The organism is Bacillus sp. FSL W8-0519, assembly GCF_038005585.1.
GTDB lineage: Bacteria > Bacillota > Bacilli > Bacillales > Bacillaceae_G > Bacillus_A > Bacillus_A paranthracis.
Map to the genome: position 1 here is coordinate 4,934,827 of NZ_JBBOTL010000001.1, position 25,534 is coordinate 4,960,360.

The 25,534-nt window shown below is 36.6% G+C and carries 24 protein-coding genes and 1 other RNA gene; 10 read left to right on the forward strand and 15 right to left on the reverse strand.

What is annotated here, in order from left to right:
• The first annotated feature begins 105 nt into the window (after window positions 1-105).
• The gene (locus NST14_RS26020; RefSeq protein ID WP_229143372.1) at window positions 106-873 is read left to right on the forward strand and encodes an ABC transporter ATP-binding protein; all 768 of its coding nucleotides are present in this window, start codon (window positions 106-108) and stop codon (window positions 871-873) included.
• Window positions 860-2,782 carry an ABC transporter permease gene (locus tag NST14_RS26025; protein ID WP_229143369.1) on the forward strand — a complete coding sequence of 641 codons (1,923 nt, stop codon included), beginning with the start codon at window positions 860-862 and terminating at the stop codon, window positions 2,780-2,782. Before NST14_RS26020 ends, NST14_RS26025 begins: the two co-directional genes overlap by 14 nt.
• A 28-nt stretch (window positions 2,783-2,810) precedes the next feature.
• Here the strand turns inward: NST14_RS26025 and NST14_RS26030 are convergent, their stop codons facing one another.
• Window positions 2,811-3,947: a VanZ family protein gene (locus tag NST14_RS26030; protein ID WP_229143367.1), complete on the reverse strand. Its 1,137-nt coding sequence runs from the start codon at window positions 3,945-3,947 to the stop codon at window positions 2,811-2,813.
• A gap of 367 nt (window positions 3,948-4,314) precedes the next feature.
• Between NST14_RS26030 and NST14_RS26035 the strand changes: the two genes are divergently transcribed.
• The 7 genes from NST14_RS26035 to NST14_RS26065 all read left to right on the forward strand — a co-directional run bounded on the left by NST14_RS26035 (window position 4,315) and on the right by NST14_RS26065 (window position 10,514).
• Window positions 4,315-5,370 carry a DUF418 domain-containing protein gene (locus tag NST14_RS26035; protein WP_001100769.1) on the forward strand — a complete coding sequence of 352 codons (1,056 nt, stop codon included), beginning with the start codon at window positions 4,315-4,317 and terminating at the stop codon, window positions 5,368-5,370.
• A 12-nt stretch (window positions 5,371-5,382) separates the two neighbouring features.
• Window positions 5,383-6,144 (forward strand): ABC transporter ATP-binding protein, encoded by a 762-nt coding sequence (locus tag NST14_RS26040; protein WP_001189526.1) that lies wholly within the window; start codon window positions 5,383-5,385, stop codon window positions 6,142-6,144.
• Between the two features lie 16 nt (window positions 6,145-6,160).
• Entirely contained in the window at window positions 6,161-8,011 is a 1,851-nt protein-coding gene (locus NST14_RS26045) for an FtsX-like permease family protein (protein ID WP_229143365.1), read from the forward strand.
• Window positions 8,012-8,141: 130 nt separating this feature from the next.
• Window positions 8,142-9,278, forward strand: coding sequence for a hypothetical protein (locus NST14_RS26050; RefSeq protein WP_074569549.1), 1,137 nt, complete (start codon window positions 8,142-8,144; stop codon window positions 9,276-9,278).
• A gap of 185 nt (window positions 9,279-9,463) precedes the next feature.
• Entirely contained in the window at window positions 9,464-9,583 is a 120-nt protein-coding gene (locus NST14_RS26055) for a DUF4027 family protein (RefSeq protein ID WP_162876064.1), read from the forward strand.
• 55 nt (window positions 9,584-9,638) lie between these two features.
• Window positions 9,639-9,758 carry a DUF4027 family protein gene (locus NST14_RS26060; protein WP_162876064.1) on the forward strand — a complete coding sequence of 40 codons (120 nt, stop codon included), beginning with the start codon at window positions 9,639-9,641 and terminating at the stop codon, window positions 9,756-9,758.
• 381 nt (window positions 9,759-10,139) lie between these two features.
• Window positions 10,140-10,514 carry a YxeA family protein gene (locus tag NST14_RS26065; protein ID WP_000734553.1) on the forward strand — a complete coding sequence of 125 codons (375 nt, stop codon included), beginning with the start codon at window positions 10,140-10,142 and terminating at the stop codon, window positions 10,512-10,514.
• Window positions 10,515-10,683: 169 nt separating this feature from the next.
• On the opposite strand, the gene ssrA is transcribed toward NST14_RS26065, so the two are convergent.
• The 7 genes from ssrA to NST14_RS26100 all read right to left on the reverse strand — a co-directional run bounded on the left by ssrA (window position 10,684) and on the right by NST14_RS26100 (window position 16,853).
• Window positions 10,684-11,038, reverse strand: a transfer-messenger RNA (tmRNA) gene (ssrA, locus tag NST14_RS26070).
• 126 nt (window positions 11,039-11,164) lie between these two features.
• Entirely contained in the window at window positions 11,165-11,632 is a 468-nt protein-coding gene (gene smpB, locus NST14_RS26075; protein WP_001123901.1) for an SsrA-binding protein, read from the reverse strand.
• A gap of 370 nt (window positions 11,633-12,002) precedes the next feature.
• Window positions 12,003-14,423 carry a ribonuclease R gene (gene rnr, locus NST14_RS26080; RefSeq protein WP_000391094.1) on the reverse strand — a complete coding sequence of 807 codons (2,421 nt, stop codon included), beginning with the start codon at window positions 14,421-14,423 and terminating at the stop codon, window positions 12,003-12,005.
• A gap of 142 nt (window positions 14,424-14,565) precedes the next feature.
• Window positions 14,566-15,306 (reverse strand): carboxylesterase, encoded by a 741-nt coding sequence (estA, locus tag NST14_RS26085; RefSeq protein WP_000761976.1) that lies wholly within the window; start codon window positions 15,304-15,306, stop codon window positions 14,566-14,568.
• Between the two features lie 161 nt (window positions 15,307-15,467).
• The gene (gene secG / locus NST14_RS26090) at window positions 15,468-15,701 is read right to left on the reverse strand and encodes a preprotein translocase subunit SecG (protein WP_000557262.1); all 234 of its coding nucleotides are present in this window, start codon (window positions 15,699-15,701) and stop codon (window positions 15,468-15,470) included.
• 94 nt (window positions 15,702-15,795) lie between these two features.
• Window positions 15,796-16,488: an LrgB family protein gene (locus NST14_RS26095; RefSeq protein WP_000078304.1), complete on the reverse strand. Its 693-nt coding sequence runs from the start codon at window positions 16,486-16,488 to the stop codon at window positions 15,796-15,798.
• The gene (locus NST14_RS26100; RefSeq protein WP_000673222.1) at window positions 16,485-16,853 is read right to left on the reverse strand and encodes a CidA/LrgA family holin-like protein; all 369 of its coding nucleotides are present in this window, start codon (window positions 16,851-16,853) and stop codon (window positions 16,485-16,487) included. Before NST14_RS26100 ends, NST14_RS26095 begins: the two co-directional genes overlap by 4 nt.
• A 275-nt stretch (window positions 16,854-17,128) precedes the next feature.
• Between NST14_RS26100 and NST14_RS26105 the strand changes: the two genes are divergently transcribed.
• On the forward strand, window positions 17,129-18,079 hold the full coding sequence (locus tag NST14_RS26105; protein ID WP_001125031.1) for a nucleoside hydrolase: 951 nt from the start codon (window positions 17,129-17,131) through the stop codon (window positions 18,077-18,079).
• A gap of 50 nt (window positions 18,080-18,129) precedes the next feature.
• Here NST14_RS26105 and eno read toward each other — a convergent pair whose 3' ends face one another.
• The 7 genes from eno to NST14_RS26140 form a co-directional block, all read right to left on the reverse strand.
• Window positions 18,130-19,425 carry a phosphopyruvate hydratase gene (gene eno / locus NST14_RS26110; protein ID WP_000103957.1) on the reverse strand — a complete coding sequence of 432 codons (1,296 nt, stop codon included), beginning with the start codon at window positions 19,423-19,425 and terminating at the stop codon, window positions 18,130-18,132.
• 30 nt (window positions 19,426-19,455) lie between these two features.
• Window positions 19,456-20,985, reverse strand: a complete 1,530-nt coding sequence (gene gpmI / locus NST14_RS26115) for a 2,3-bisphosphoglycerate-independent phosphoglycerate mutase (protein WP_001231150.1) — start codon at window positions 20,983-20,985, stop codon at window positions 19,456-19,458.
• Entirely contained in the window at window positions 20,982-21,737 is a 756-nt protein-coding gene (gene tpiA / locus NST14_RS26120) for a triose-phosphate isomerase (protein WP_001231036.1), read from the reverse strand. Before tpiA ends, gpmI begins: the two co-directional genes overlap by 4 nt.
• 32 nt (window positions 21,738-21,769) lie before the next feature.
• Window positions 21,770-22,954 (reverse strand): phosphoglycerate kinase, encoded by a 1,185-nt coding sequence (locus NST14_RS26125; RefSeq protein WP_001036343.1) that lies wholly within the window; start codon window positions 22,952-22,954, stop codon window positions 21,770-21,772.
• A gap of 139 nt (window positions 22,955-23,093) precedes the next feature.
• Window positions 23,094-24,098, reverse strand: a complete 1,005-nt coding sequence (gene gap / locus NST14_RS26130) for a type I glyceraldehyde-3-phosphate dehydrogenase (RefSeq protein WP_000161231.1) — start codon at window positions 24,096-24,098, stop codon at window positions 23,094-23,096.
• A 26-nt stretch (window positions 24,099-24,124) separates the two neighbouring features.
• On the reverse strand, window positions 24,125-25,153 hold the full coding sequence (gene cggR, locus NST14_RS26135; RefSeq protein ID WP_001258187.1) for a gapA transcriptional regulator CggR: 1,029 nt from the start codon (window positions 25,151-25,153) through the stop codon (window positions 24,125-24,127).
• A 135-nt stretch (window positions 25,154-25,288) separates the two neighbouring features.
• Complete coding sequence (locus tag NST14_RS26140) at window positions 25,289-25,534, reverse strand: glutaredoxin family protein (RefSeq protein ID WP_000869738.1); 246 nt, start codon at window positions 25,532-25,534, stop codon at window positions 25,289-25,291.

The window sequence follows — 25,534 nt, forward strand, 5'->3', positions numbered from 1 at the left end:
TTACAAGTTTGTAAGGTTTGAATTATAATTTGTAAGGTTGTCCTATGGTTTAGGTTATAAAATTACCATACAATAAGCTTATCATACAATAGAGGAGGATCCATATTGAACCCCGTATTACAGGCAAAACACGTAAGGAAGGTCTTTAGTAATAGAGGTAGCATATTTACTGCCCTCCATGATATTGATCTCACAATTTTTGAAGGTGAATTCGTTGGCATAATGGGTCCATCTGGATCTGGGAAATCTACTTTATTAAATATATTATCGACAATTGATATACCAACCACAGGAGAAATTATTGTTAATGGAAAAAATATTATAAAAATGAAAGATGAGCAGCTTACTACATTCCGTAGTGACACATTAGGCTTTATTTTTCAGGACTATAATTTACTTGATACGTTAACGATAAAGGATAATATACTTCTACCACTTGCTTTAAGAAATATGAATGCACACGAAATTGATGTGCGTGTAGATGAAGTTGCAACAATGTTTGGCATTCAACAATTGCTAAATAAATATCCGTATCAAATTTCTGGTGGACAACAGCAGCGTACTGCGGCAGCGAGAGCTATTATAGGAAAACCGAAATTAATTTTAGCTGATGAACCTACAGGTGCACTAGACTCTAAATCAGCAGCTGATTTACTAAACAGCCTACAAGCGTTAAATAAAAAACAACTTGCCACCATTTTGATGGTTACGCATGATCCCTTTGTAGCAAGTTATTGCAAACGCATCCTCTTTATTAAAGATGGAAAACTCTTCACAGAACTTGTAAAGGGCGAGATGCCACAAGAAGAATTCTCCCAAAAACTATTACGTATTCTTTCTGCTCTTGGAGGTAGCGGGCATGACACCATTTAGTATCATCAAAAAAAACTTACAAAGAAATCTTAAAAATTATGTACTATACTTTGCATCTATGATACTTAGTATTGTCATTTATTTCATTTTTGTATCCTTACAATATAACGATTATATCGTAGAACAAACAAATACAGCCAAAGGAATTGCAGATGTTTTTCAAGCTTCTTCTGTTATTCTAATCATTTTTGTAGCAATATTCATCTGGTATTCAAACTCATTTTTCACAAAGAAAAGAAAAAAGGAAATTGCACTATATTCCTTACTAGGTGTTCCAAAACGGCAAATTGGTACCATGTTATTTTATGAAAATCTCATCATAGGAATTATTGCACTCATTATAGGAATGAGCATCGGGGCTTTACTCTCAAAGGTATTTTCCATGTTACTTTTAAAAGTAATGCAATTATCAACCACTATTTCATTTTCTTTTTCTTTAGAAGCAATAATACATACCACGCTTGTATTTACCATTATTATTTTAATAACATCTTTTCACGGTTATAGCATCATTTACAAGTTCAAATTGATTGAATTACTTCAGGCTGAAAGACAAGGTGAGCTCATTCCAAAAGGATCCATATGGACCGCTTTATTAGGAATTATTTTAGTTATCTCTTCTTACTGGTTCGTACTTCAACCTATTTTCTCTTCTACATGGCTGGATCATAAGACACGGAATATGTGTATTATTTTAGGTGGTTCTATAATCGGTACATATTTCATATTTCGTTCTTTTACTGTTTTTTTATTACTTGGCTTACAGAAGAATAAAACACGCTATTACCGCGGGATTAATGTGGTTAGTGTATCTCAACTATTAGCACGCATTCAAGCAAACGCAAAAACACTAACTGCCATTGCACTATTAAGCGCAGTCACACTATGCGGAATCGGTGCTTCTTATAGTATGTATTATAAAAATAAAGTAATGATTGATAAAACAGAACCGTTTAGTTTTATGTATGTAAAAACAGATTCACAAGTAGATCAACAAATTGAAAATACAATAAAAAATTCTAATCATACAATAAAAGAGAAGATTACTATTCCTTTAATAAAAGTAAAAGCGGATTTACAGGTGAATGGTCTCATGCCAATTAATTTTGAAAAAAATCCTAATGAGTTAAATTTATTATCTGAGAGTACATTCAATATGCTAGCCGATAAGACTAATAAGGATATAAAAGTATCCCTTCAAAATACAGAAGTGGTTGCTCTCGATGCAAATAAAAGTCATACGTTTCAAACTGAATATAAAAACGGCAAAGTAGACCTGCATCTTTCAAATAATGATTATTCATTGCAATTTGTAGGAAAAATTCAAGACAACATCCTAAATGATTCATTACACGAATTCACTATCGTCGTGCCCGACCAAATTTTTTATGATATGAGCAAACAACAAAAACCTTATATGCTACAAGCATATAAGGTTTCCGATGACAAAAATACAAAGAAGCTAACAAAAGCTATTCAAATACTCCTTAAAGATATTCATTTAATATCCAAATACGGTGCTTATAAAAGTGTCTTGGAAGCATCAGGATTAGTCATCTTCGCTGGTGTATTTTTAGGACTCGTCTTTTTAGCTGCAACTGGAAGCATTATTTACTTTAAACAATTAACAGAAGCAACTATAGATCAAGACAAATATATCATTTTACGTAAATTAGGTGTAAGTAAGCAAACCATTTTTAAATCGATTGCAAAACAAATTGCCTTTATATTCATTTTGCCACTTACTGTCGGTAGCTTGCATAGTATTGTCGTTTTAAAGGCACTTTCTAATACACTTGGCATAGATATTTTCATTCCAGTTTTAACTACCATTGTCGCATATACATTGATTTATTTTGCTTACTATATACTGACAGTAAAATCCTACAATAACATTGTGAATAAATAAAAAAAGCATCTCAACAGATGCTTTTTATTTATTTGTTCTTTTTAAAAGTTATCACATTATACGTTTTACTCATTTTCTCATAGAATAAACGCTTATCTCGTTTGAAAATATGCAATGCAAAATGCAATAAGATTAAACCATTGAAAATAAAGAATAGTAAAAGGAAAATTATCTCTAATTGCTCATTTAATACTCTAGAAGCAATTAAAATATAATTGATACCACCAATCCCGTAATATAACAGGCCATAGCGTTTACATAATTCAATGAAAGTAATTCTCTCTCCTTGCCCTTTTACTCTAAAATGAAGAATCCATTTCCCAATTGTTTTCCCATTTGTGAAATAAGGAACAACAATAAAATAAACGAATATCCAAACGAAGCCAAGTAAAAGCTCGTCCAATTTTTCAGCAGGGTTAAATATAAATGCTATGGAAACTTTCACATTGAATATTAAAGAAGTCACAATCCCAATAACAAACCAATCCATCCAAAGAGCAAGGAAGCGTCGTGTCATACGAACTGGTTTATTTTCAAAATCAACTTTTTCATCCATCGCATGTACATCTGGTAGGAAATAAGTAAATATTGGTGCAATCATATATCCTGCAAATCCACCAAGCGTATTTAAGAATAAATCATCAACATCAAATAAACGATATGGACAATTATACAATCCATAGAATCCTGTTAATTGTGTAACTTCGAAGAATAAGGAAACAAAAAATGTAATAATAACAGTTTGTAACAGATTACGACGGAAATAATATCGTAAATAAACGCCTAATGGTAACAATAAAAGAAAATTAAATGCTACCTGTAAAAATGCACGCTCTTTCAAAAATCCAATGTATGACATTGGATTTGCAAAATTCACCTTTGTTTCTCTCAAAATGTCCATGATTGAAGTAAAAGGTGTTATTTGATAATGCTGTGTTCCTGGACGTTGCATACTACACGTATCAAACGTAGCCGGAAACGGTAAAATAATTAAATAATAGGCCGCCATTGAAAATAATAATAAAGAGTACAAAACAAACATACGTAAATAATTAATATACCCATGCTTCCGATACTGCCAAATTAAAAAAGGAATTAATAAAATAAACCCAGCGATTGGAAAGGTAATTATCGCTGTCTTAATCGGGAATAAATAAGCACCCAATTTCTTCACCTCCAAAATATACAACATTCGCTATTATAACAAATTTTTCTTTTTATGCCATTTTCAGTTTTATTTGTTTTTTCATTCAATTTATTTGGTTTTCAAGTTAACTTATTACTCATCAAAAAGACCCTAAAGAATTACTACTTACCAGTAATTCTTTAGGGTCTTTTCATGTATGCAAAAAAACATCTACATGAAGGTTCCTTACAAAAATGTAAGATTCCAGTTAGATACATCGATGTTTGCAACTTTTAATCACTTGTACACTAACAATAGTTAACCAAGCAACACTTCGACATTAATCTGCTGTCATCGCAAATTTAATACATGCACTAAAAATCATTATAGAAAGGATAGGTAGATTATGAATGTAATAAAACAAAGCTTACCTCAAAAAAATCGAATTGTTGATTTAGATGTCATACGAGGTTTTGCCTTAATTGGTATTTTCTTAGTGAATATAGCTGAATTTAGTCAGAGATCGGGTGCTGGACAATTAAGCGATGCTAATTGGATTAACATTTTAGCAACAGGGAAGTTTTATGCTATCTTCTCTTTACTTTTTGGAGCAGGTTCAGCTCTTTTCTTAAGCCGTGCGAAAGCCAAAGGGCAACCTTATTCCTTGTATATACGTCGTATGATTATATTAGTTGTCATTGGGCTCTTACACGCTAGTATTTGGTCAGGAGATGTACTTGTTCCCTATGCAATTGTAGGATTAGTGCTACTATCACTTCATAAAATTCCTGGTAAATGGTTATTAGGCATTTCTCTAACCTTCCATGTAATCGGAATTATTGTGAGTATTATGTCTTATGATTATTTGTACGGAGGGAACTTGAATGTACCTCCACTCTTGAATGTTCTTCAAGTCATTACTACGTTAACAGGATTTCTAATTTATTTTATTGAGGGTTTTTCACTCATGCAGATGGATATTTTCACAAAATTAAGGAAGAATCCAAAGCTTCATACAATACTTTTAATTGTAGTAGGCAGTATTTCAATCACTGGAGTAACTTTCCAATTTCTCACAGAAGGCGCCAAACTGTCATTCATCATATTGACCATTTTACAGCCTTTCCTAGCACTAACTTATATTTTAATTTTAATGGCTCTGTTAAAAAGTAAACTAGGAAGCGTTGTACTCCATCCGTTACAAGCCTATGGAAAAATGGCCATGAGTAATTACTTGGGACAAACTTTTGTAGGAATTTTTATCTTACCATTATTCGTCAAAAGCATGGATCTCGCTTTCCTTATGATTAATGTCTGCCTATTAACATGGATTGTTCAAATTATACTGAGTAACGTTTGGTTAAAATATTTTAATTTTGGACCTATAGAATGGATTTGGCGCTGCTTAACTTATTGGAACTTAGTGCCTATCCGAAAAAATAATAGAAAAAATAACATATAGGAGGCTATAAAAATGCAAAGACCTGTTGTAGACGTAAAAAATGTTCAGAAAGTATATGGTAAAAAAGGTGAGAATCAATCATATGCCTTAAAAGGTGTATCATTTTCAATCCGAGAAGGTGAATTTGTCGGTATCATGGGACCATCTGGATCTGGAAAAACAACATTACTAAATGTAATTTCTACATTAGATAATGCAACGGACGGAAAAGTTGAAATTGCTGGAACTGATATTACAAAAATGAAGCAAGGTGCACTCTCTGATTTCCGCTCCAAAAAATTAGGATTTATTTTTCAAGACTTTAATCTTTTAGAAAATTTATCAATCTATGAAAATATTGCATTGCCACTTTCCTTGCAAGGTGTTCCTTCTCGAAAGATTGGACCAAAAGTAACGAAAGTAGCAGAGATGTTAGGAATTTCATCATTACTGCAAAAGTATCCTTCAGAAGTATCTGGTGGACAAAAGCAACGTTCTGCTGCTGCACGTGCACTCGTTCATGAACCAGCGATTATTTTAGGAGATGAACCAACAGGAGCACTTGATTCTAAAAATGCAACGAGCCTTTTAGATGCAATGAAAAGTCTTAATGAAGAGCAAAATGTTTCAATTATGATGGTTACCCACGATCCATTTAGCGCAAGTTACTGCCAGCGCATTTTGTTCATTCAGGATGGAGAGCTGTATAAAGAACTACATCGTACAACAAACCGTGAAATGTTTTATAAAGAAATTTTAAATGTACTTGCTGATTTGGGTACACAAAAAGCATAAGAAAGGAATTTACAACATGTTACTCAAACTTTCCATGTCAGGACTAAAAAGTAAAATAAGAGACTACATTGTCTTATTAATTGGGCTTGTTATGTCCATTTCAATCTTTTACATGTTCCAAACACTAGCAATGAATGATTCATTTATTAAAGCAAATTCGATGATTAGCTCTATTGGGATCATCTTCCAAGTTGGTTCATTTTTATTGGCAACTATCACGTTTTTCTATATCCTATATGCCAATTCATTTTTACTGTCATTAAGACAAAAAGAGTTCGGTATGTATATGATGTTAGGTGCGAAAAAATATAAAATTACGCTACTCATGTTTATGGAAACTTTAGCTATCGGGATCACTTCACTTATTATTGGGATTGGAATCGGTATCGGACTTTCTAAAGGAATTGGACAACTTCTTATGAAAGAATTAGAATTTGCTTCCGATGGATACCACGCTCTTTATATTCCATCTATTCGTGTAACAGTAATATTTTTCTTCATCCTGTTTTTCTTAGCTGCCATTATGAATATAGCGAAACTATCTCGCATTACAATATTACAACTCGTTCATTCTGAGATGAAAATAGACAAGCCTTCCGTAAAAGGGATTAAAACATTCTTTGTAGCAGTAATTGGTGCTGGTTCATTAGCAATTGGATATGCAGCATTAATAAATATAAAGGCTTTATCATTAGCTGGATTTCCTATCGCTACAGTAGCAACGACATTAGGAACATATCTTATTTTCATCTCTTTATTACCGCTAACTATTAAATTACTGAAAAAAATTAAACCATTAAATGAAAAGGGATTAAATTCATTTACTTTTTCTCAATTAAGCTTCCGCGTAAATGATTTAACAAAAGTATTAGCAACTGTAGCAATGTTAATTGCACTTGCAGTTGGCGCAATTGCTGGCGGAATGGCTTTTAAAAACAATATTAGCCTAACTACTGATATTGCTAGCCTATACGACGTATCAGTTCATAATCCAACAGCAGATGAGAAAAAAATATTAAACAAGATCAAATTTGAAGAAAAAGCGAACTATCGCTACAAAGTAGATCAAAAATTCGTTTATTACTTGAAAGAAGACTTAGAAAAAAATCGCCCTCTTGTTCAAAATGGTTTCGGGCAAAAGAAAGTCGGTCAAGTAGAACGAACTGCAAATGAACTTCCAGTCGGAGCAATTGTAAAGAAAGGTGCAAATGATACAATTGGTGGTCTTGCTCTTTCTGAAGAATGGAAGAATGCATTCAAAGAAATACAACCTGAATACTTATACAAACAACAACACATAAAAATTGCAGACCAAAAAATGTACAATCAAATAAAAACAAAGGAACAATATGTTGTAATTGGAAAAACAAATGATTTCGCAGCGTATAAGAAAGAATGGAAAGAACTTGATCAATTACAATTGGCAAAATATAAACATATAACTAAAGATCAGTTAAATAGTAAATTTAGCTTTTACGAAATTATGTACACTTTCACAAGTGGTACAGTCTTTATGGGCTTTTTCTTAGGAATTGCTTTCTTAGCTATGATGGCAAGTTGCTTAATGTTCAAAATCCTATCTGGCGCAACGAAAGATACAAAGCGCTATCAAATGTTACGTAAAATAGGAGTTCGTCGTGAGCTATTAGCGAGATCAATCTATAAAGAGTTATTGTTAGTATTCTTATTCCCAGCTACCATTGGTATCTCCCATGTAATTGTTGGTATGAATATGTTCTCTTTCATTTTGATTGACCCATACTTCCGTATTTGGGTTCCACTCGTAATTTTTGCGGTAATCTATACTATTTACTACTTAATTACAGTTCAATTGTACAAAGGTATTGTACTTCCGAAAGAAAGATAATAAAAAAGCTGGTGACATGCTGTCATCAGCTTTTTTATATCCCATATCAGTGATTTATTTACTATACTAGTATATGTACTTGATTTTATTACTAATTTTCAACACCTTATATAAATGAAAGAAAGGAGCTATGTTATTGCAACATGTGAAACAACTACTGAGAAATTTTCTATATTTTTTCTTCAGTAAACAAATTGAAAAGTTTCTAACCTATAATTTAAGAAAAAAAACAAATACATTTATTCGTATCGCTATTTATATTTATTTGGGAACCAAAATTATTTCCCTACTCTTTAATTTTAAGACATCTTACGGAGTAGGGCTCTTTAATATCGGCTGGCTTATAAGCATGTCACTCTATCTATATTTCGCTAAAAATATTTACTTCGAAATGAAACAAGAGCATCAAAAAGTGAAAGAGCTAACCTTCTTTTCTCTCTTTGACTCCAATAAAGATTTACCTTATCGAAGATATATTTACAAGTGCTATACAAAAATATTGTATAGCTTACTTATCGCTGCATCGAGCTTCAATAGCTTATTACAAATTAATGCATCCATCTCACCGTCTATTTCAGACCTAGTCTCTAATGTGATGCATATGATTTTACTTTTAAGTGCGGTCACAGTAACCAGCCTTTATCTTGCACTACAATGGACAAATATATTAATGACTATACTATTAATACTCTCTTCAGTTATCACTGGAGCGATAATAAGTACTGGTTTATTATCAACAATAGGCAGTTTAACTCATTTTGATCTTTTAAATAACTTTTCCATCATTTTAACAATTTTCATTGGCATTATTGTTCAAATGGGAATTGTATGGATACGCCCTCCTTATCAGCTAAGTCGTACAGAAAATGCTTTTTTTATATCCAATTCAATGATTGCTACAACGCTATTATTACTAGTTATTTTCATTCAAGATATTTCTGTACTAACTGGCGGAGAAACGAATTTAGAAAAGAAAGCTCAATTAGCCTTATTACCTTATACAATTGGTGCAACCATTAATTTTATGTATATAAAGTTTAAATCAAATCGTATCGCCCAAAAAGCAGAAAAAAACATGCTAGAAGTTATTTATTTGTTAGAAGAAAATGATATTGATTGTCTTTCTCCTTCACAAAAACAAAAAATAGTTACTAAAATCAAGAAATGTGTCTATTACGGTGGCACATCATTCCGCTTACTTCTCCTTATGAATCCAGAAACGAAACGATTTATAAAAAACATGAAGTTAGATGAGAGAACTCCATAAAAGCATCTATCTCAGGCCTCGGCTATTCTTTCAATAGAATAGCCTTTTTTCATACTTCTGTAAGATTCCTTACAATACTGTAAGCCAATCGTTAGTTACTTCGATGTTTCCAATCTTACATTTCATATAAACTAAAAGTAGATAATCAATCAACAATAAAAACACTTTTAAAGGAGCGAATTCTCATGAAAGAAAACCAAGACTTATTATTCAACCAAATTGTTACTGTTTCTTGCTTAGGCGGCTTCGTTTTACTAACTGGTGTTGCGGCTATTACTAAAATCGCTCAACAACTTTTCATGTAATATATAAATTCATTGCAATTATAAATTATCAAATCACTTAAAGGAGCGAATTCTCATGAAAGAAAACCAAGACTTATTATTCAACCAAATTGTTACTGTTTCTTGTTTAGGCGGCTTCGTTTTACTAACTGGTGTTGCGGCTATTACTAAAATCGCTCAACAACTTTTCATGTAATATATAAACTCATTGCAATTATAAATTATCAAATCACTTAAAGGAGCGAATTCTCATGAAAGAAAACCAAAACTTATTATTCAACCAAATCATTACTGTTTCTTGCTTAGGCGGTTCCATTTTACTAACTGGTGTTGCTGCTGTTATTAAAATCGCTCAACAACTTTTCATGTAATATTTCTTCATTACTACTTTAAATTTAAAATCATTCAAGATGACTAAAAATCACTTTTTATATAGATAAATTTCAAAATAAGGGTTCCTTACAAAAATGTAAGTTTCCAGTTAGATACATCGATGTTTGCAAACATTTATTCCTTGTAAACTAATAACTAGTTAGTCCAATTTAAACACACAAATAACTTATAGAGGAGTTTTCATATGAAAAAATTACTTGCTTCATGCGCTACTTTCGCCTTATTCGCTAGCTTTGCGGTGGGATGTAATGTATCTTCTCCAAGTAAAATTGGTACAGAAGAATACTACGTTCAAATCCAAGGTGAAGGTGAGATTAAAGATAATAGACGTGTCTATACTTTACCTACTTATAATGAAGATGGAGACGAAAAGAAAGTTACTTTCACTAGTCAAAAACCAAATAATGAAAAAATGAAAGAAAATGCATTTTTACGCCTTTACATTAAACAAGAGGACGAAAAGAAAACAGATATACCAGACACGGAAGTTAAATCTTATGAAGAAGTACAAAAATCAGATTTACCCGCAAAAACAAAAGAAAAATTAGGTGTAAAATAATAAATAATTATTAAAAACACATAAAAGGAGTATTTCTTGTTCAGCAAGAAATACTCCTTTTATTTTTGGAACCATTAGTTTGCCACAAACAAAAAGAACCATAACCTCGCCAACCTAGCAAAGTTATGGTTCATATCATACAAAAATAAAAAAACCACCAAATATGTATTGGTGGAGACGGTGGGAGTCGAACCCACGTCCAAAAATATCGGCACTTAAGCTTCTACGAGTGTAGTCGATATATTAGCATTTCGCGAACTCTTCAGCCTATCGACAGGCTTCCAAGTTGCTAGTCTGGTTGTTCTCTTCCTTTGTCCTCAGACGGCGAACTCCGGCGTAGTCCACTTAGTTTGAGTCCCTTACCCTACCACATGGACGATGGAGGGAGGAACCTTTAGTGCAATTAAGCAGCTAAAGAAAGATTGTTTTGTTTGCCAATTATAGGCTTTGACGTTTTAACGAGGCCGATCCCCTCGACTCGCAACCTAAGCTCGAACTATCCCTGTCGAATCCGTAACGTCCCCATGATAAAAATGGAGCATACGAAGAAAATTTCGTGATAGCTACTAAGAGCTGTTTTTCAATGTGCAACAACCTTACATAAGTTATTATAACATACGCGCGCCGTTTTACAAATGTAAATATCTGTATTACATCTTTTGACGATCACGGAACGCGCGTGCAATTTCACGTTTTGCTTCTTTCTCTTTTAAATCGTGACGCTTATCATATTGTTTCTTACCTTTTGCTAAACCAAGTGCCATTTTCGCAAATCCATTTTTCAAATAGATTTTTAGTGGAACTAATGCATATCCTGTTTCTTTTGCAGCTCCTGCTAATTTATCAATTTCTTTTTTATGCAGAAGTAACTTTCTCGTACGAAGCGGATCGTGGTTGAAACGATTTCCTTGTTCGTACGTACTAATATGCATATTATGAACCCATACTTCACCATTATGTACACGTGCAAACGCATCTTTCAAGTTCACTCGTCCAGCGCGAATTGACTTAATTTCCGTTCCTTGAAGGACAAGCCCTGCTTCGTATGTTTCTTCGATGAAATAATCATGAAAAGCTTTTTTATTTTGTGCAATAACCTTACCTGAACCTTTTGGCATATAACGTCCCTCCTCTATTTTTACTATTGTAACAAATGTAAACAAAAAGCGAAAGTGGCTCGCTCAGAATGTGAGGTGGATGGGGCTTCTGACCTTGAGGCGTTCTTTGCCTCTAGAGAAGAAGCGAAGCCGCCGAACATTCTAGCCACTGGAGCTGGATTATACAAAAAGCGAAAGTGGCTCGTTCAGAATGTGAGGTGGATGGAGCTTCTGACCTTGAGGCGCTCTTTGCCTCTCGGGAAGAAGCGAAGCCACCGAACATTCTAGCCACTGGAGCTGGATTCCAATAAAAAGCGAAAGTGGCTCGTTCTCCAGCCACTAAGAAAAAAGAAAAAGCCCCGCTTTTTATCAAAGCGAAGCCATCCTTTTCTTACTTACGCTTTTTCTTCTTCTTCTTGAATCCTGGTACGTTTTCGAAGAATGCTTTTTTCTTCTTGCCGTTACCATCTTTTTTCCCTGGTTGGCTAGCGGACGCGGATGCAGATCCTCTTCCTTTACCTTTGCCACCACGGTCAAATTTTCTACCTGTGCCACGTTCTCCGCCGCGCTCATTACTGCGTTCGCTACGTCCACCGCGTTTCTTTCTGCCTGTTCTTGGCTGTTCAATCACGACTGGACGATCTTTGAACTTACGACGAGGCGTACCTTTCATGCCAACGATTTCAAAGTCGATTGCTCGCTCGTCTTTGTTTACGTTAATAACGCGAATTGTAATTTCGTCACCGATGCGGAATACGTTACCTGTACGTTCTCCGATCATTGCGAAATGCTGCTCATCATAACGATAGTAATCATCCGTTAAGTAGCTAACGTGTACAAGACCTTCAATTGTATTTGGAAGCTCTACGAATAAACCGAAGTTTGTTACAGAGCTAATCATACCGTCATACTCTTCGCCGATCTTATCAAGCATATATTCTGCTTTTTTCAGCTCGTCTGTTTCACGTTCTGCTTCAACTGCACGACGCTCCATATTAGAAGAGTGCTCTGCAATCTCAGGTAATTTTTCACGCCATTTTGCTTGTGTTTCATTGTCGACTTTACCGTTAATGATGTATTCACGAATTAATCGATGAACAATCGTATCTGGGTAACGACGAATTGGTGATGTGAAATGTGTGTAGAACTCAGTTGATAAACCAAAGTGACCTAAACTTTCTGCATCGTAACGCGCTTGCTTCATAGAACGAAGCATAACTGTTGAAATGACTACTTCTTCAGGCTGCCCTTGAACCATTTCAAGAATTTGTTGCAGCGCACGAGGATGTACTTCATTTGCACGTCCTTTTACTGCATATCCAAAGTTCGTTACAAACTCAAAGAAACGCTCTAGCTTATCTTCTTTCGGATCTTCATGGACACGGTACATGAATGGTACGTTCATCCAGTGGAAATGCTCTGCTACTGTTTCGTTTGCAACAAGCATAAATTCTTCAATTAACTTCTCTGATACAGAACGATCACGCATAACAACGTCTGTCGGTTTTCCTTCTTCATCTACTAATACTTTCGCTTCTTTAAAGTCAAAGTCGATTGCCCCGCGGCGCATACGTTTTTCACGTAAAATTTGTGCCAATTGGCCCATCTCTTTAAACATCGGTACGAGCGGCTCATAGCGTTTAATTAATTCTTCGTCCTCATCTTCTAAAATGCTTCTTACGTCAGCATACGTCATACGCTCTGTCGTTTTAATTACACTTTGGAAAATCTCGTGTTTAACAACGTCACCTAAATTGTTGATTTCCATTTCACAAGATAACGTCAGACGGTCTACTTTCGGATTTAATGAACAAATACCGTTAGATAGACGATGCGGAATCATCGGGATTACACGGTCAACAAGATACACACTCGTCGCTCTTTCTGCTGCTTCTACATCAATTGGAGAACCTTCTTGAACGTAATGGCTTACATCCGCAATGTGAACGCCAAGCTTATAGTTACCGTTCTCAAGCTTCGTTACTGTAACAGCGTCATCTAAATCTTTCGCGTCTGCACCATCAATCGTTACGATCATTTGGTCACGCAGGTCACGGCGATCTTTTAAATCTTCCTCTGAAATCGTTTCTGGTACACTGTTTGCGTGTTCCATCACTTCTTCAGGGAACGCTAAAGGTAAATGATGTTTATGAATAACAGATAAAATATCTACTCCTGGGTCATTTTTATGACCTAGAATTTGAACAACTTCACCTTCTGCACTTAAACGATTCTCTGGATAGCTCGTAATTTTCACAACTACTTTATGACCTTCTACAGCACCCATTGATGCGCTTTTCAATACGAAAATGTCACTTGTCCAGCGTTTATTGTCAGGTATAACAAATCCAAAGTTTTTCGATTCTGTATATGTACCAACTAATTCTTTCGTTCCGCGTTCTAAAATGCGTACAATGGAACCTTCTTGACGCGAACCACTCGATTGGGAACTAAGGCGTGCTAATACTGTATCGCCGTGAAGTGCACCGTTTAATTCTGTAGGCGGGATGAAAAGATCATCGTCTCCTGTTTTCTTCTCGTCTGGTACAACAAATGCAAAACCACGCGCATGTCCAATTAACTTACCACGTATTAAATTCATCTTTTCAGGAAGACCGTAACGGTTGCTACGAGTACGAATAACAAGTCCCTTTTCTTCCATCGTTACAAGTGCTTTTACGAAATCTTTAAAGCCCTCAGAACCTTCAATCCCAAATGCCTCTTCTAACTCTTGTATCGTTAGCGGTTTATACGCTTCTTCTCTCATAAATAATAACAACTTATCAATATGTTCTTGTATGATTTCTTCCAAGCAAAAATACCTCCTTTAAAACCTTATATTATTTAGTGTATCCGAAAGATAGGGGATGTATAAAGCGAAACTTCAATACTCCCCTTATGATTTTTACAGTTTTCACAAAAAATTCCTTATGAAAAAAAGAGGCAACTAGATCTTACCAATCTAGTTGCTCCAAGAAGTTATATACATCCTCATGTAGCTCGTCACGCTGCTTATCAAGTGTAATGACATGCGTAGAGTCTTCATACCATTTAATGTCTTTTAACGTTGATTCTACACCGTTATAAATAATGTTCGCACTATCTGTATTAATCATTTCATCATGACGCGCTTGTACAACAAATGTTGGTGCATAAATCATGTCCACATTGTTACGTACGTCAGCAATTAATTGTTGTAATGCTTTTAATGTATTCATCGGTGTCTTTTGGAATTCCAACATTTCTTGTTCGATTTGCTCTGGTGATTTTTGCTCACGCTTTTTATATTCGCGGGCATATGCCAATATACCTTGGTACATCGTTTCTTCACTCTTAATATACATTGGTGCACACATCGGCACTACACCTAAAACCGGTACTGTATAACCTAATTTTAGTGAAAATACTCCGCCAAGTGACAATCCAACGACAGCAATTTTCTCAAAACCTTTATCTTTTAAAAGCTGATATGCCTCCGTTACATCTTGCCACCAATCTTCAGGACCTGTATGAACAAGCTCTTCTGGTGGTACACCGTGCCCTTTATAAATTGGGGCATGACAAGTGTAGCCTTTCTTTTCTAAGAAACGCCCTAACATACGTACATCAGCTGAGTTTCCTGTGAATCCATGTAGTAATAAAACAGCGCGGTCTCCACCCTCAAATGTAAATGGTTTCGGAGATGCTAATTTCATCATGTACTTCTCCTCTTTCTCTTCTGTAATCTAGTCGTATTCTTTCTATATCTAGTGTACCATATTTATATTTCTATAATCTAATTAGAAACATCTTTCAAATGGCAAAACAAAAAAAGAAGAACCATTAGTACATCCTACTAACGCTCCTTCTTTCAATTCTATAAGTTTAAGTACGTAACACCAATTGTTAATGCGAAGAACAATACAGCTAAAACAATTGTAATACGGTTTAATACCGCTTCAATTCCACGTGCTTTTTGCTTACCAAATAATTGCTCTGCACCGCCTGAAATTGCACCTGAAAGGCCTGAGCTATTACTAGACTGCATAAGTACCATAACAATCATTAAAATCGATACAATAATAAGTAAAACGGATAATAACGTATGCACTTGGCGTACCTCCTACAAAGATTCAGTTATTGTAACTGTAGCATAAATTCTATAGAAAAGCGAGAGCTATAAGGTTGCTCTCGCTTTTCTTCTATTACATGAACATCATTGCAAATAGCGGCCCGAGCAAACATGTCAAAATGGCTGTTAATGTCATTGTTACCGATCCAATAACACCTTCATGTTCATTATTTTTCATCGCTCTCATCACGCCCATAATATGAGAAGCACATCCAAATCCGATACCTTTACCAACTGAGTTTGTAACGCGGCTCCATTTTAATAAAAGCGGGCCGGTAATCGTTCCAGTAATACCTGCAATAACAACGAAAGCTGCTGTTAATGACGGTACACCACCAACTTGCTCCGAAACACTCATCGCAACTGGCATTGTCACCGATTTTGGTAAAGAAGATAAAATTAAGCTTTTATCTGTTCCCATAAGTGACGCAATAGCAAAGTCACTTGCAATGGCAACTGTTGTACCTACTAATACACCACCGGCAATCGGTACAACATACTTTTGCAGAACGTGACGTTGTTTATAAAGAGGAATTGCAAATGCTACAACACCGGGTCCAAGTAGCTTTGCAATCCAGCCGCCACCACTTTCCATATAATGTTGATATGGTATATCAAGCACGATAAATAGGAAAGCCATTAATCCTGTTGCTACAAGCATTGGAATGGTGAATGGTGTTGGAAATAATTTATAGATTTTTTTAGATAATTGATATAATAGCACCGTAAAAAGAACCCAACCGATCCCGATTAATATTTGACTCATCGCGACTCTCTTTCCTTTCTATTCGCAAGATATTGTCCTGTATGTCCTGCGACAATAATGATTAAAAATGTACTCGCTACAACTGTAATGAAAAGAGAAATTCCTTTACTCATAAAAAAAGCACCGTAATTCATTAGGCCAAGCGTTGGCGGAATTAATAAAAACGGCATAATAGCAACGAGTGTTTCTGCTCCTAAATCGAACCATTTCACTGGAAGAACTTTTAGGCTAAGTAAAACAAGTAAGAGGAACATTCCAATCAAACTTCCTGGGATCGGAATATTTAACATTTCTTGTACCCAAGTTCCAACCATATAAAAAACGTAAAGAGCAGCAATTTGGACAAGAATCTTTGTAAATTTCATGTTCATCATCCCTCTTGTTTATACGATCTTCTGTTAATATCTTTATCATAGTATAAATTGTAAAAAGCTGCAATTTATCAACTTGACAGCAAAAAACGCCTATGTTATACGCTTACAACCTTGATATGACTACATTTCTAAACAAAAATTAAGTCAAAAACCTTGACCTAATATAAGAAGTTTTTATTTTCTGAATTTTAAAGGTTGTTATTTCAATAAAATAATCTTTTTATCCTTAAGCTTACATATATATAAACAAGATAGGTGGTGAACATATGCCCAAAAAAGTTCTTATTTTTTGTGATCCTGGCATTGATGATACGATGGCTCTCCTCTTAGCGTTCTTTATCGATGAAATAGAAATCATCGGCATTGTTGCTGATTACGGCAATGTTCCAAAAGAGATGGCCGTACAAAATGCTCATTTTCTTAAGAATGAAACAAGGAATAGAAATATTAAGATATTCGGTGGTTCAGAACGCCCTCTTACTGGTGCCCCGCCTGCTTTTTTTACAGAAGTACACGGGAAACAAGGGCTTGGGCCAATTATTCCAAATGGGAATGTGACTAACGGAGAAATGGAGAATTTCTTTGAAGTGATTCCTCTTATTGAACAGTATAAAGATGAATTAATTATTGTAAGTTTAGGAAGACTTACCTCTCTAGCAATTTTATTTATCATGTGCAAACAGTTAATGAAACAAATTAAATCTTACTACGTAATGGGCGGTGCCTTTTTACATCCTGGTAATGTCACCCCTATTTCTGAAGCAAACTTTTATGGTGACCCTACTGCCGCTAATATAGTCCTTCAATCCTCACCTAACATGTACATCTATCCATTAAACGTCACCCAATATTCCATCATTACACCAGAAATGGCTGAATATATTGAAGCAAAAGGAAAAGCCCCACTCGTCAAACCGTTATTCGATCATTATTACTACGGCTATTATAAAAATGCTCTACCACATTTAAAAGGTAGCCCCTTCCATGACACAATGCCAATACTCGCTTTACTTGATAACTCTATGTTTACGTATCACAAATCCCCTATCGTTGTCATGACAGAATCCTCTGCACAAGGAGCAAGCATAGGGGAATTTCGTTCTTTAGTGAACCAAAAGCCATTTATTGATTGGCCGGGTCATCAAATTGCAATTGATTTTGATTATAACAGTTTCTTTAAACATTTCATGTCACTTATGACGGGGGAACAATTTTAGCATAAAAAAACAGACCGTGATTTCTCACGGTCTGTCGTTATTTTCTACAATTATCGTTTGATGTTGTAGAAAGATTTGATACCATCGTAAACAGCGATTTCGCCTAGTTCGTCTTCGATGCGTAATAATTGGTTGTACTTAGCAATACGGTCAGTACGGCTCATAGAACCAGTTTTGATTTGGCCAGCGTTAGTTGCAACTGCGATGTCAGCGATTGTAGCATCTTCAGTTTCACCAGAACGGTGAGATACAACTGCTGTGTAACCAGCACGTTTAGCCATTTCGATAGCTTCGAAAGTCTCAGTTAAAGTACCGATTTGGTTAACTTTAATTAAGATTGAGTTAGAGATACCTTTTTCGATACCTTCAGCAAGTTTTTGAGTGTTAGTTACGAATAAATCGTCACCAACTAATTGTACTTTGCTTCCAAGACGCTCAGTTAATAATTTGTGACCATCCCAGTCGTTTTCGTCTAAACCATCTTCGATAGAGATGATTGGGAAGTCTTTGCAAAGCTCTTCGTAGAAATCAACCATTTCTGCAGAAGTTAAGCCAGTACGGCCTTCGCCTGCAAGGTCATATTTACCAGTTTCTTTGTTGTAGAACTCAGAAGAAGCAACGTCCATTCCTAAGAATACGTTCTCGCCAGCTTTGTAACCAGCTTTTTCGATAGCTTCGATGATTACTTCTAATGCTTCACGGTTAGAACCAAGGTTTGGAGCGAATCCACCTTCGTCACCTACTGCAGTGTTAAGACCTTTGTCATGTAATACAGCTTTAAGTGCATGGAATACTTCAGCACCCATACGGATTGATTCTTTGAATGTTGGAGCACCAACTGGTAAGATCATGAACTCTTGGAAGTCTACGTTGTTATCAGCGTGAGAACCACCGTTGATGATGTTCATCATTGGAGTTGGTAATTGTTTTGCATTGAATCCACCAAGGTAACGGTATAATGGAAGACCTACGAAGTCAGCTGCTGCGTGAGCTACTGCCATAGATACACCAAGGATAGCGTTAGCGCCTAGTTTACCTTTGTTTGGAGTGCCATCTAATTCGATCATAGCACGGTCGATACCAGCTTGGTCAGTTACGTCGAAACCAACGATTTCTGGAGCGATAATTTCGTTAACGTTGTTTACTGCGTTAACAACACCTTTACCAAGGTAACGAGATTTGTCACCGTCACGTAATTCTACTGCTTCGTGTTCACCAGTAGATGCACCACTTGGTACGATAGCGCGTCCGAAAGCGCCGCTTTCTGTGTAAACTTCTACTTCTACAGTTGGGTTACCACGAGAGTCAAGGACTTCGCGAGCATAAACATCAATAATTGTTGACATAATAAATTCTCTCCTTTTTATATAAGCAAATTATTTAATAATTGTTTTACCTGTCATTTCTTTCGGTTGCTCAACACCAAGAAGTGTAAGCATAGTTGGAGCGATATCACCTAAGATACCACCTTCACGTAATTCTACGTCGTTCTTAGTAACAATGAAAGGAACCGGGTTAGTTGTATGAGCTGTCATTGGCTCTCCGTCAGAAGTTAATTCTTCGTCAGCATTACCATGGTCAGCAGTAATAAGTGCTACACCATCTTTTGCAAGAATCGCTTCTACAACTTTTCCTAAACATTCGTCAGTTGCTTCTACTGCTTTAATTGTTGGTTCCATCATCCCAGAATGGCCAACCATATCACAGTTCGCAAAGTTAAGAATGATAACATCATGTTTATCATTTTCGATTTCATTTACTAAAGCGTCCGTTACTTCGTAAATGCTCATTTCAGGTTTCAAGTCATACGTTGCAACCTTCGGTGAGTTAATTAAGATACGCTCTTCTCCTGGGAATTCAGCCTCACGACCACCGCTAAAGAAGAATGTAACGTGCGGATACTTTTCAGTTTCCGCGATGCGAAGTTGCTTTAATCCCGCTTGCGCAACAACTTCACCTAAAGTGTTATCAAGGTTCATTGGCTTGAATGCCACGTAACCATCTACTGTTTCACTAAAGTGTGTCATACATACGAATTCTGGAATGTGAGGTACTTTTTCACCACGATCGAACTCACGGAAGTCTTCGTTTGTAAATACACGAGCAATTTGAATTGCACGGTCTGGACGGAAGTTATAGAAGATAACTGCATCATCATCATTGATTGTTGCAACTGGCGTGTTATCTTCGTTAACAATTACAGACGGCAATACGAATTCATCGTAGATACCATTTGCATAAGAGTCTTCTACACACTCTTCTGCTGATTTATAAGTAGGTCCTTCACCATTCACCATAGCACGGTAACATTTTTCTACGCGATCCCAACGCTTGTCACGGTCCATGGAGTAATAACGACCAGAGATAGTCGCGAATTGTCCTACTCCTGTTTCTTTAATTACTTCATTTGTTGCATCGATATAGCTTTGTGCTGTTTTTGGTCCAACATCGCGGCCATCTAAGAATGCATGAATGTATACTTTCTCAACGCCTTCTTTAGCTGCTAAGCGAAGAAGAGCAAACATGTGGTTCATGTGACTGTGCACACCACCGTCAGAAAGTAAACCGAATAAATGAAGTGCAGTACCTTTTTCTTTTACGCTTTTAATTGCACTTTGGAACGTTTCGTTCTTATCGAACTCACCTTCACGAATTGCAACGTTTACGCGTGTTAAGCTTTGATATACAATGCGGCCAGCACCGATATTTAAGTGACCAACCTCAGAGTTACCCATTTGACCTTCTGGAAGACCTACTGCCTCGCCACAAGCTGTAAGCGTTGTGTGAGGGAATTTGTTCCAGTAACCATCAAAATTAGGTTTCTTAGCTTGTGCTACAGCATTCCCGTAAGTTTCTTCACGAAGTCCGAAACCGTCAAGAATAATTAGAGCTGTTGGCTTTCTCATTTTACCGCCTCCAGAAGACCTAAGAACGAAGCAGGCTCTAAGCTAGCACCGCCAACTAAAGCGCCGTCGATGTCAGATTGTGCCATGTACTCTTTAATGTTTTCTGGTTTTACGCTACCGCCGTATTGAATACGAACAGCTTCTGCAGCAGCTGGAGAAACAGCTTCTGCAACAACTTTACGGATGTGCGCACATACTTCGTTTGCATCTGCAGAAGAAGAAGATTTACCTGTACCGATAGCCCAGATTGGCTCATAAGCGATAACAGTTGCTTTAACTTGCTCTTCAGTTAAACCTGCAAGTGCTTTTGTCACTTGACCTGCTACTAGATCAAATGTTTTTCCGCTTTCGCGCTCTTCTAAAGTCTCACCACAACATACGATTGGTGTTAAACCATGTTCAAATGCTGCGATAGTCTTTTTGTTTACTGACTCATCTGTTTCAGCAAACATTTCACGACGCTCAGAGTGGCCAAGTACTACGTAGCCTACTTTTAAGTCGCTAAGTGCTACTGGGCTAATTTCGCCAGTGAATGCACCATTTTTTTCGAAGTGCATGTTTTGTGCACCTACTTGTAAATCAGTTCCTTCAGTCGCTGCTACAAGGCGCTCTAAGAATAGAGCTGGAGAGCAAACTACTGCATCAACAGCTGAAGCTGCTGGGATTTGACCTTTAACTTCCTCTACGAAGCTAACTGCTTCAGATAGAGTTTTATTCATTTTCCAGTTACCTGCGATAATTGGTTTACGCATGCTTTGCACCGTCCTTTTTCTTTGGCTGCTACTTATTTGTCGTTAAGACAAACTACACCTGGAAGCTCTTTACCTTCCATGAATTCTAATGACGCACCGCCGCCAGTAGAAATGTGGCTCATTTTATCAGCCATACCGAATTTTTCAACAGCTGCTGCAGAGTCACCACCGCCGATAACAGAGTATGTACCTTCTGCATCTGCTAATGCTTGTCCTACTGCTTTTGTACCTTGTGAGAATGGAGTCATTTCGAATACACCCATTGGTCCATTCCATACAACAAGCTTAGAGTTTTTAATTACATCTGCATAAATTTCACGTGTTTTAGGACCGATGTCCACGCCTTCCCAGTTAGAAGGGATAGAATCGATATTAACGATTTTAGTTGTTGCAGTTTCAGAGAATTCCTCAGTGATTACAACATCAACTGGCATGTAGAAGTTTACGCCTTTTTCTTTTGCAAGTTGCATAAATTCTTTTGCTAGTTCGATCTTGTCGTCTTCACATAGAGATAGACCAATTTCATGACCTAAAGCTTTAACGAATGTGTAAGCAAGTCCGCCACCGATGATTAAGTTATCTACTTTGTCTAATAGATGACGAATTACACCGATTTTATCTTTTACTTTCGCCCCACCGATGATAGCTGTGAATGGACGATCTGGGTTAGAAAGTGCTTTTCCAAGAACATCTAACTCTTTTTCCATTAGTAAACCAGATACTGCTGGTAGGTAGTCCGCGATACCTGCTGTAGAAGCGTGAGCACGGTGAGCTGCACCGAATGCATCGTTTACGAAGATGTCAGCAAGAGCTGCAAATTCTTTCGCAAGTTCTGCATCGTTCTTTTCTTCGCCCGCATAGAAACGTACGTTTTCAAGAACTAATACGTCGCCTTCGTTCATTGCTGCAACCATTTCTTGTGCAACTGGTCCGAATGCTTCGTCTGCTTTTTTAACATCTTTACCAAGAAGCTCGCCTAAACGTGCTGCTACTGGAGTAAGACGTAATTCTTCTACTACTTGACCTTTTGGACGGCCTAAGTGGCTTGCTAAAATAACTTTCGCACCTTGCTCTACTAAATATTGAATTGTAGGAAGAGCTGCACGGATACGAGTTTCATCTGTAATTTTGCCTTCTTTCATAGGTACGTTGAAGTCAACGCGGCAAAATACACGCTTACCTTTTAAATCTACGTCACGAATTGATTTTTTGTTCATTGGATTTCCCTCCGACTACTAGTTAGGATTGACAAAACCCACTCAAAAGCTTAACACATTTGCTTTTAAAACGAAAGAAGAGAGAGAGGGAACAAACCCTCTCCCTCGTTTTGTCATTGATAACTTATATAATTAAGAATTAAAGACCTTTTGAAGTCATGTAAGCTGCTAGGTCTACTACGCGGTTAGAGTAACCAGTTTCGTTATCGTACCAAGAAAGTACTTTAACCATGTTACCTTCCATTACCATTGTAGATAATGCATCGATTGTAGAAGAAGCTGTACATCCGTTATAGTCGATAGATACTAATGGCTCTTCGCTGTATCCAAGGATACCTTTTAATTCGCCTTCAGCTGCTGCTTTGAATGCTGCATTTACTTCTTCAACTGTTACTTCTTTGTCAAGTTCAACAACTAGGTCAACTAGAGAAACGTTAGCAGTTGGAACACGTACAGCGCCACCGTTTAATTTACCTTTAAGTTCTGGTAATACTAATGCTACTGCTTTAGCTGCACCAGTAGATGTTGGGATCATGTTTTCAGCTGCTGCACGAGCACGACGTAAATCTTTGTGTGGTAAGTCTAAGATTTGTTGGTCGTTAGTGTAAGAGTGAATTGTTGTCATCATTCCGCGTTTTACGCCGAATTTTTCGTTTAATACTTTAGCGAATGGAGCTAAGCAGTTTGTAGTACAAGAAGCGTTAGATACTACGTTGTGGCTAGCTGCATCGTATTGTTCGTGGTTAACACCCATAACTACAGTGATATCTTCGTCAGAAGCTGGAGCTGAGATGATAACTTTTTTAACTGATCCACCTAAGTGTTTTTCAGCGTCTGCTTTTTTAGTGAAACGGCCAGTAGATTCTACTACGATTTCTACTCCGTAGTCGCTCCATGGTAATTGTGCTGGGTCACGCTCAGCGATAACTTTAATTTCTTTACCGTTAACAACGATGCTGCTTTCGTTAGCAGATACTTCTGCGTTTAAAGTTCCGTGAACTGTGTCATATTTTAAAAGGTGAGCTAAAGTTTTAGCATCTGTTAAGTCGTTGATTGCTACTACTTCTACCTCTGGGTTGTTAAGTGCTGCGCGGAATACGTTACGTCCGATACGTCCAAATCCATTAATACCAATTTTAGTCATTTGAATTTCCTCCTTGGGGGATTATATTAAAGGGTAATACCCTTTGTTAACTGTTTTGCTGCACCTTCATCTGTAATTAGAATTGAAGTGTGCCCTTGTTTAATTACAGCCTGTATTGCCTTTGCCTTTGAAGAACCTCCAGCGACTGCAACAACGTGAGATACATTTTGTAAATCCTCTAGTTGCATACCAACTGTTCTTACTTTATGAACAACATTTCCTTGTTCATTAAAGTAGTAACCGAAAGCTTCGCCAACTGCTTCGCTTGCCTGAATCTTTAACCAATCTGCTTCTGAAGTATTTCTGCGACGTGCCATTGTTAACGCATCACCTATTCCATGAATGACGATATTGGAAGATCGAATCAACTCAAGAACTTCTTTCACGGAAGGCTCTGTCACAATAGACGCATATGCTTCGCTGCTAACATGGTCTGGAACATACAATAAGCGATAATTACTCATCGTATTTTGCGCCATCTTGGCACAAATAGTATTGGCTTCTAACTCGACGCCTTCTCCAATTCCACCACGTGCTGGGACAAATAGCATATGTAAATCTTTGCAATCAAGCTGCATCATGTCCGCAACAGCAGCTAGCGTAGTTCCTCCAGCCACAGCAACGATATTATTCGCTGTCAGACGGTCTTTTATACAAGTCACACAAGCACGGCCCATCTCCAGTTTGACCCAAGGCGATTCATCACTATCACCAGGGACAACGAAAACTTCATCCAAGTCTAATGTTTCCTTAAGTTGCTTTTCTAAAACCTTTAACCCGGAAATTTCTTTCATAAAGTCTTCCAAAGCAAGAACTAAAGCTGTTCCTTCTTCTGTCAAAGTCATTCCAGAAGAAGCGACGTGAACTAAGTTTTGTTCTTTCAAAACTTGAACTTCACTTCGCAATACTCGTTCTGTCATACCGAGACTTGCTGATAAATTTCTTCTTCCAATCGGCTGCATAAGCCTAATGTATTGAAGAATTTGCATTCTCGTTTGCATAACAGGTAGCAGATCAGGTAATAATTTTTTTGTGTTCTGAATCCATGAGCGCATATCTTTTCTCCTCACTACATCGGTTCATTTTCCCTCATGGTCACTTTACGTCCCGTAGTGACATTTTGTGTCCCACATAGGTTAAAAAAATAATCCCTGCTACGTGTATTATTGTAACAGGAGATAGAAACTTATTCAACTCTTAACTGCATTCTTTATATAGTTTATTATGACACCTTTGTGAATGTTACCATATTCTACTTGTTTTCCGTCTATTTCTACAACCGGAATCATTAGATGATATTTTTCTAAAAGGTCATTATCTTCATATATATCTATTTCCTCAATTTGAAAAGAATATTCACATTGTACTTCCTGTAAAACTTGTTTCGCCTTAACGCAAAGGCCACAATCATTTTTTGTATACAGTACAACTTTCAT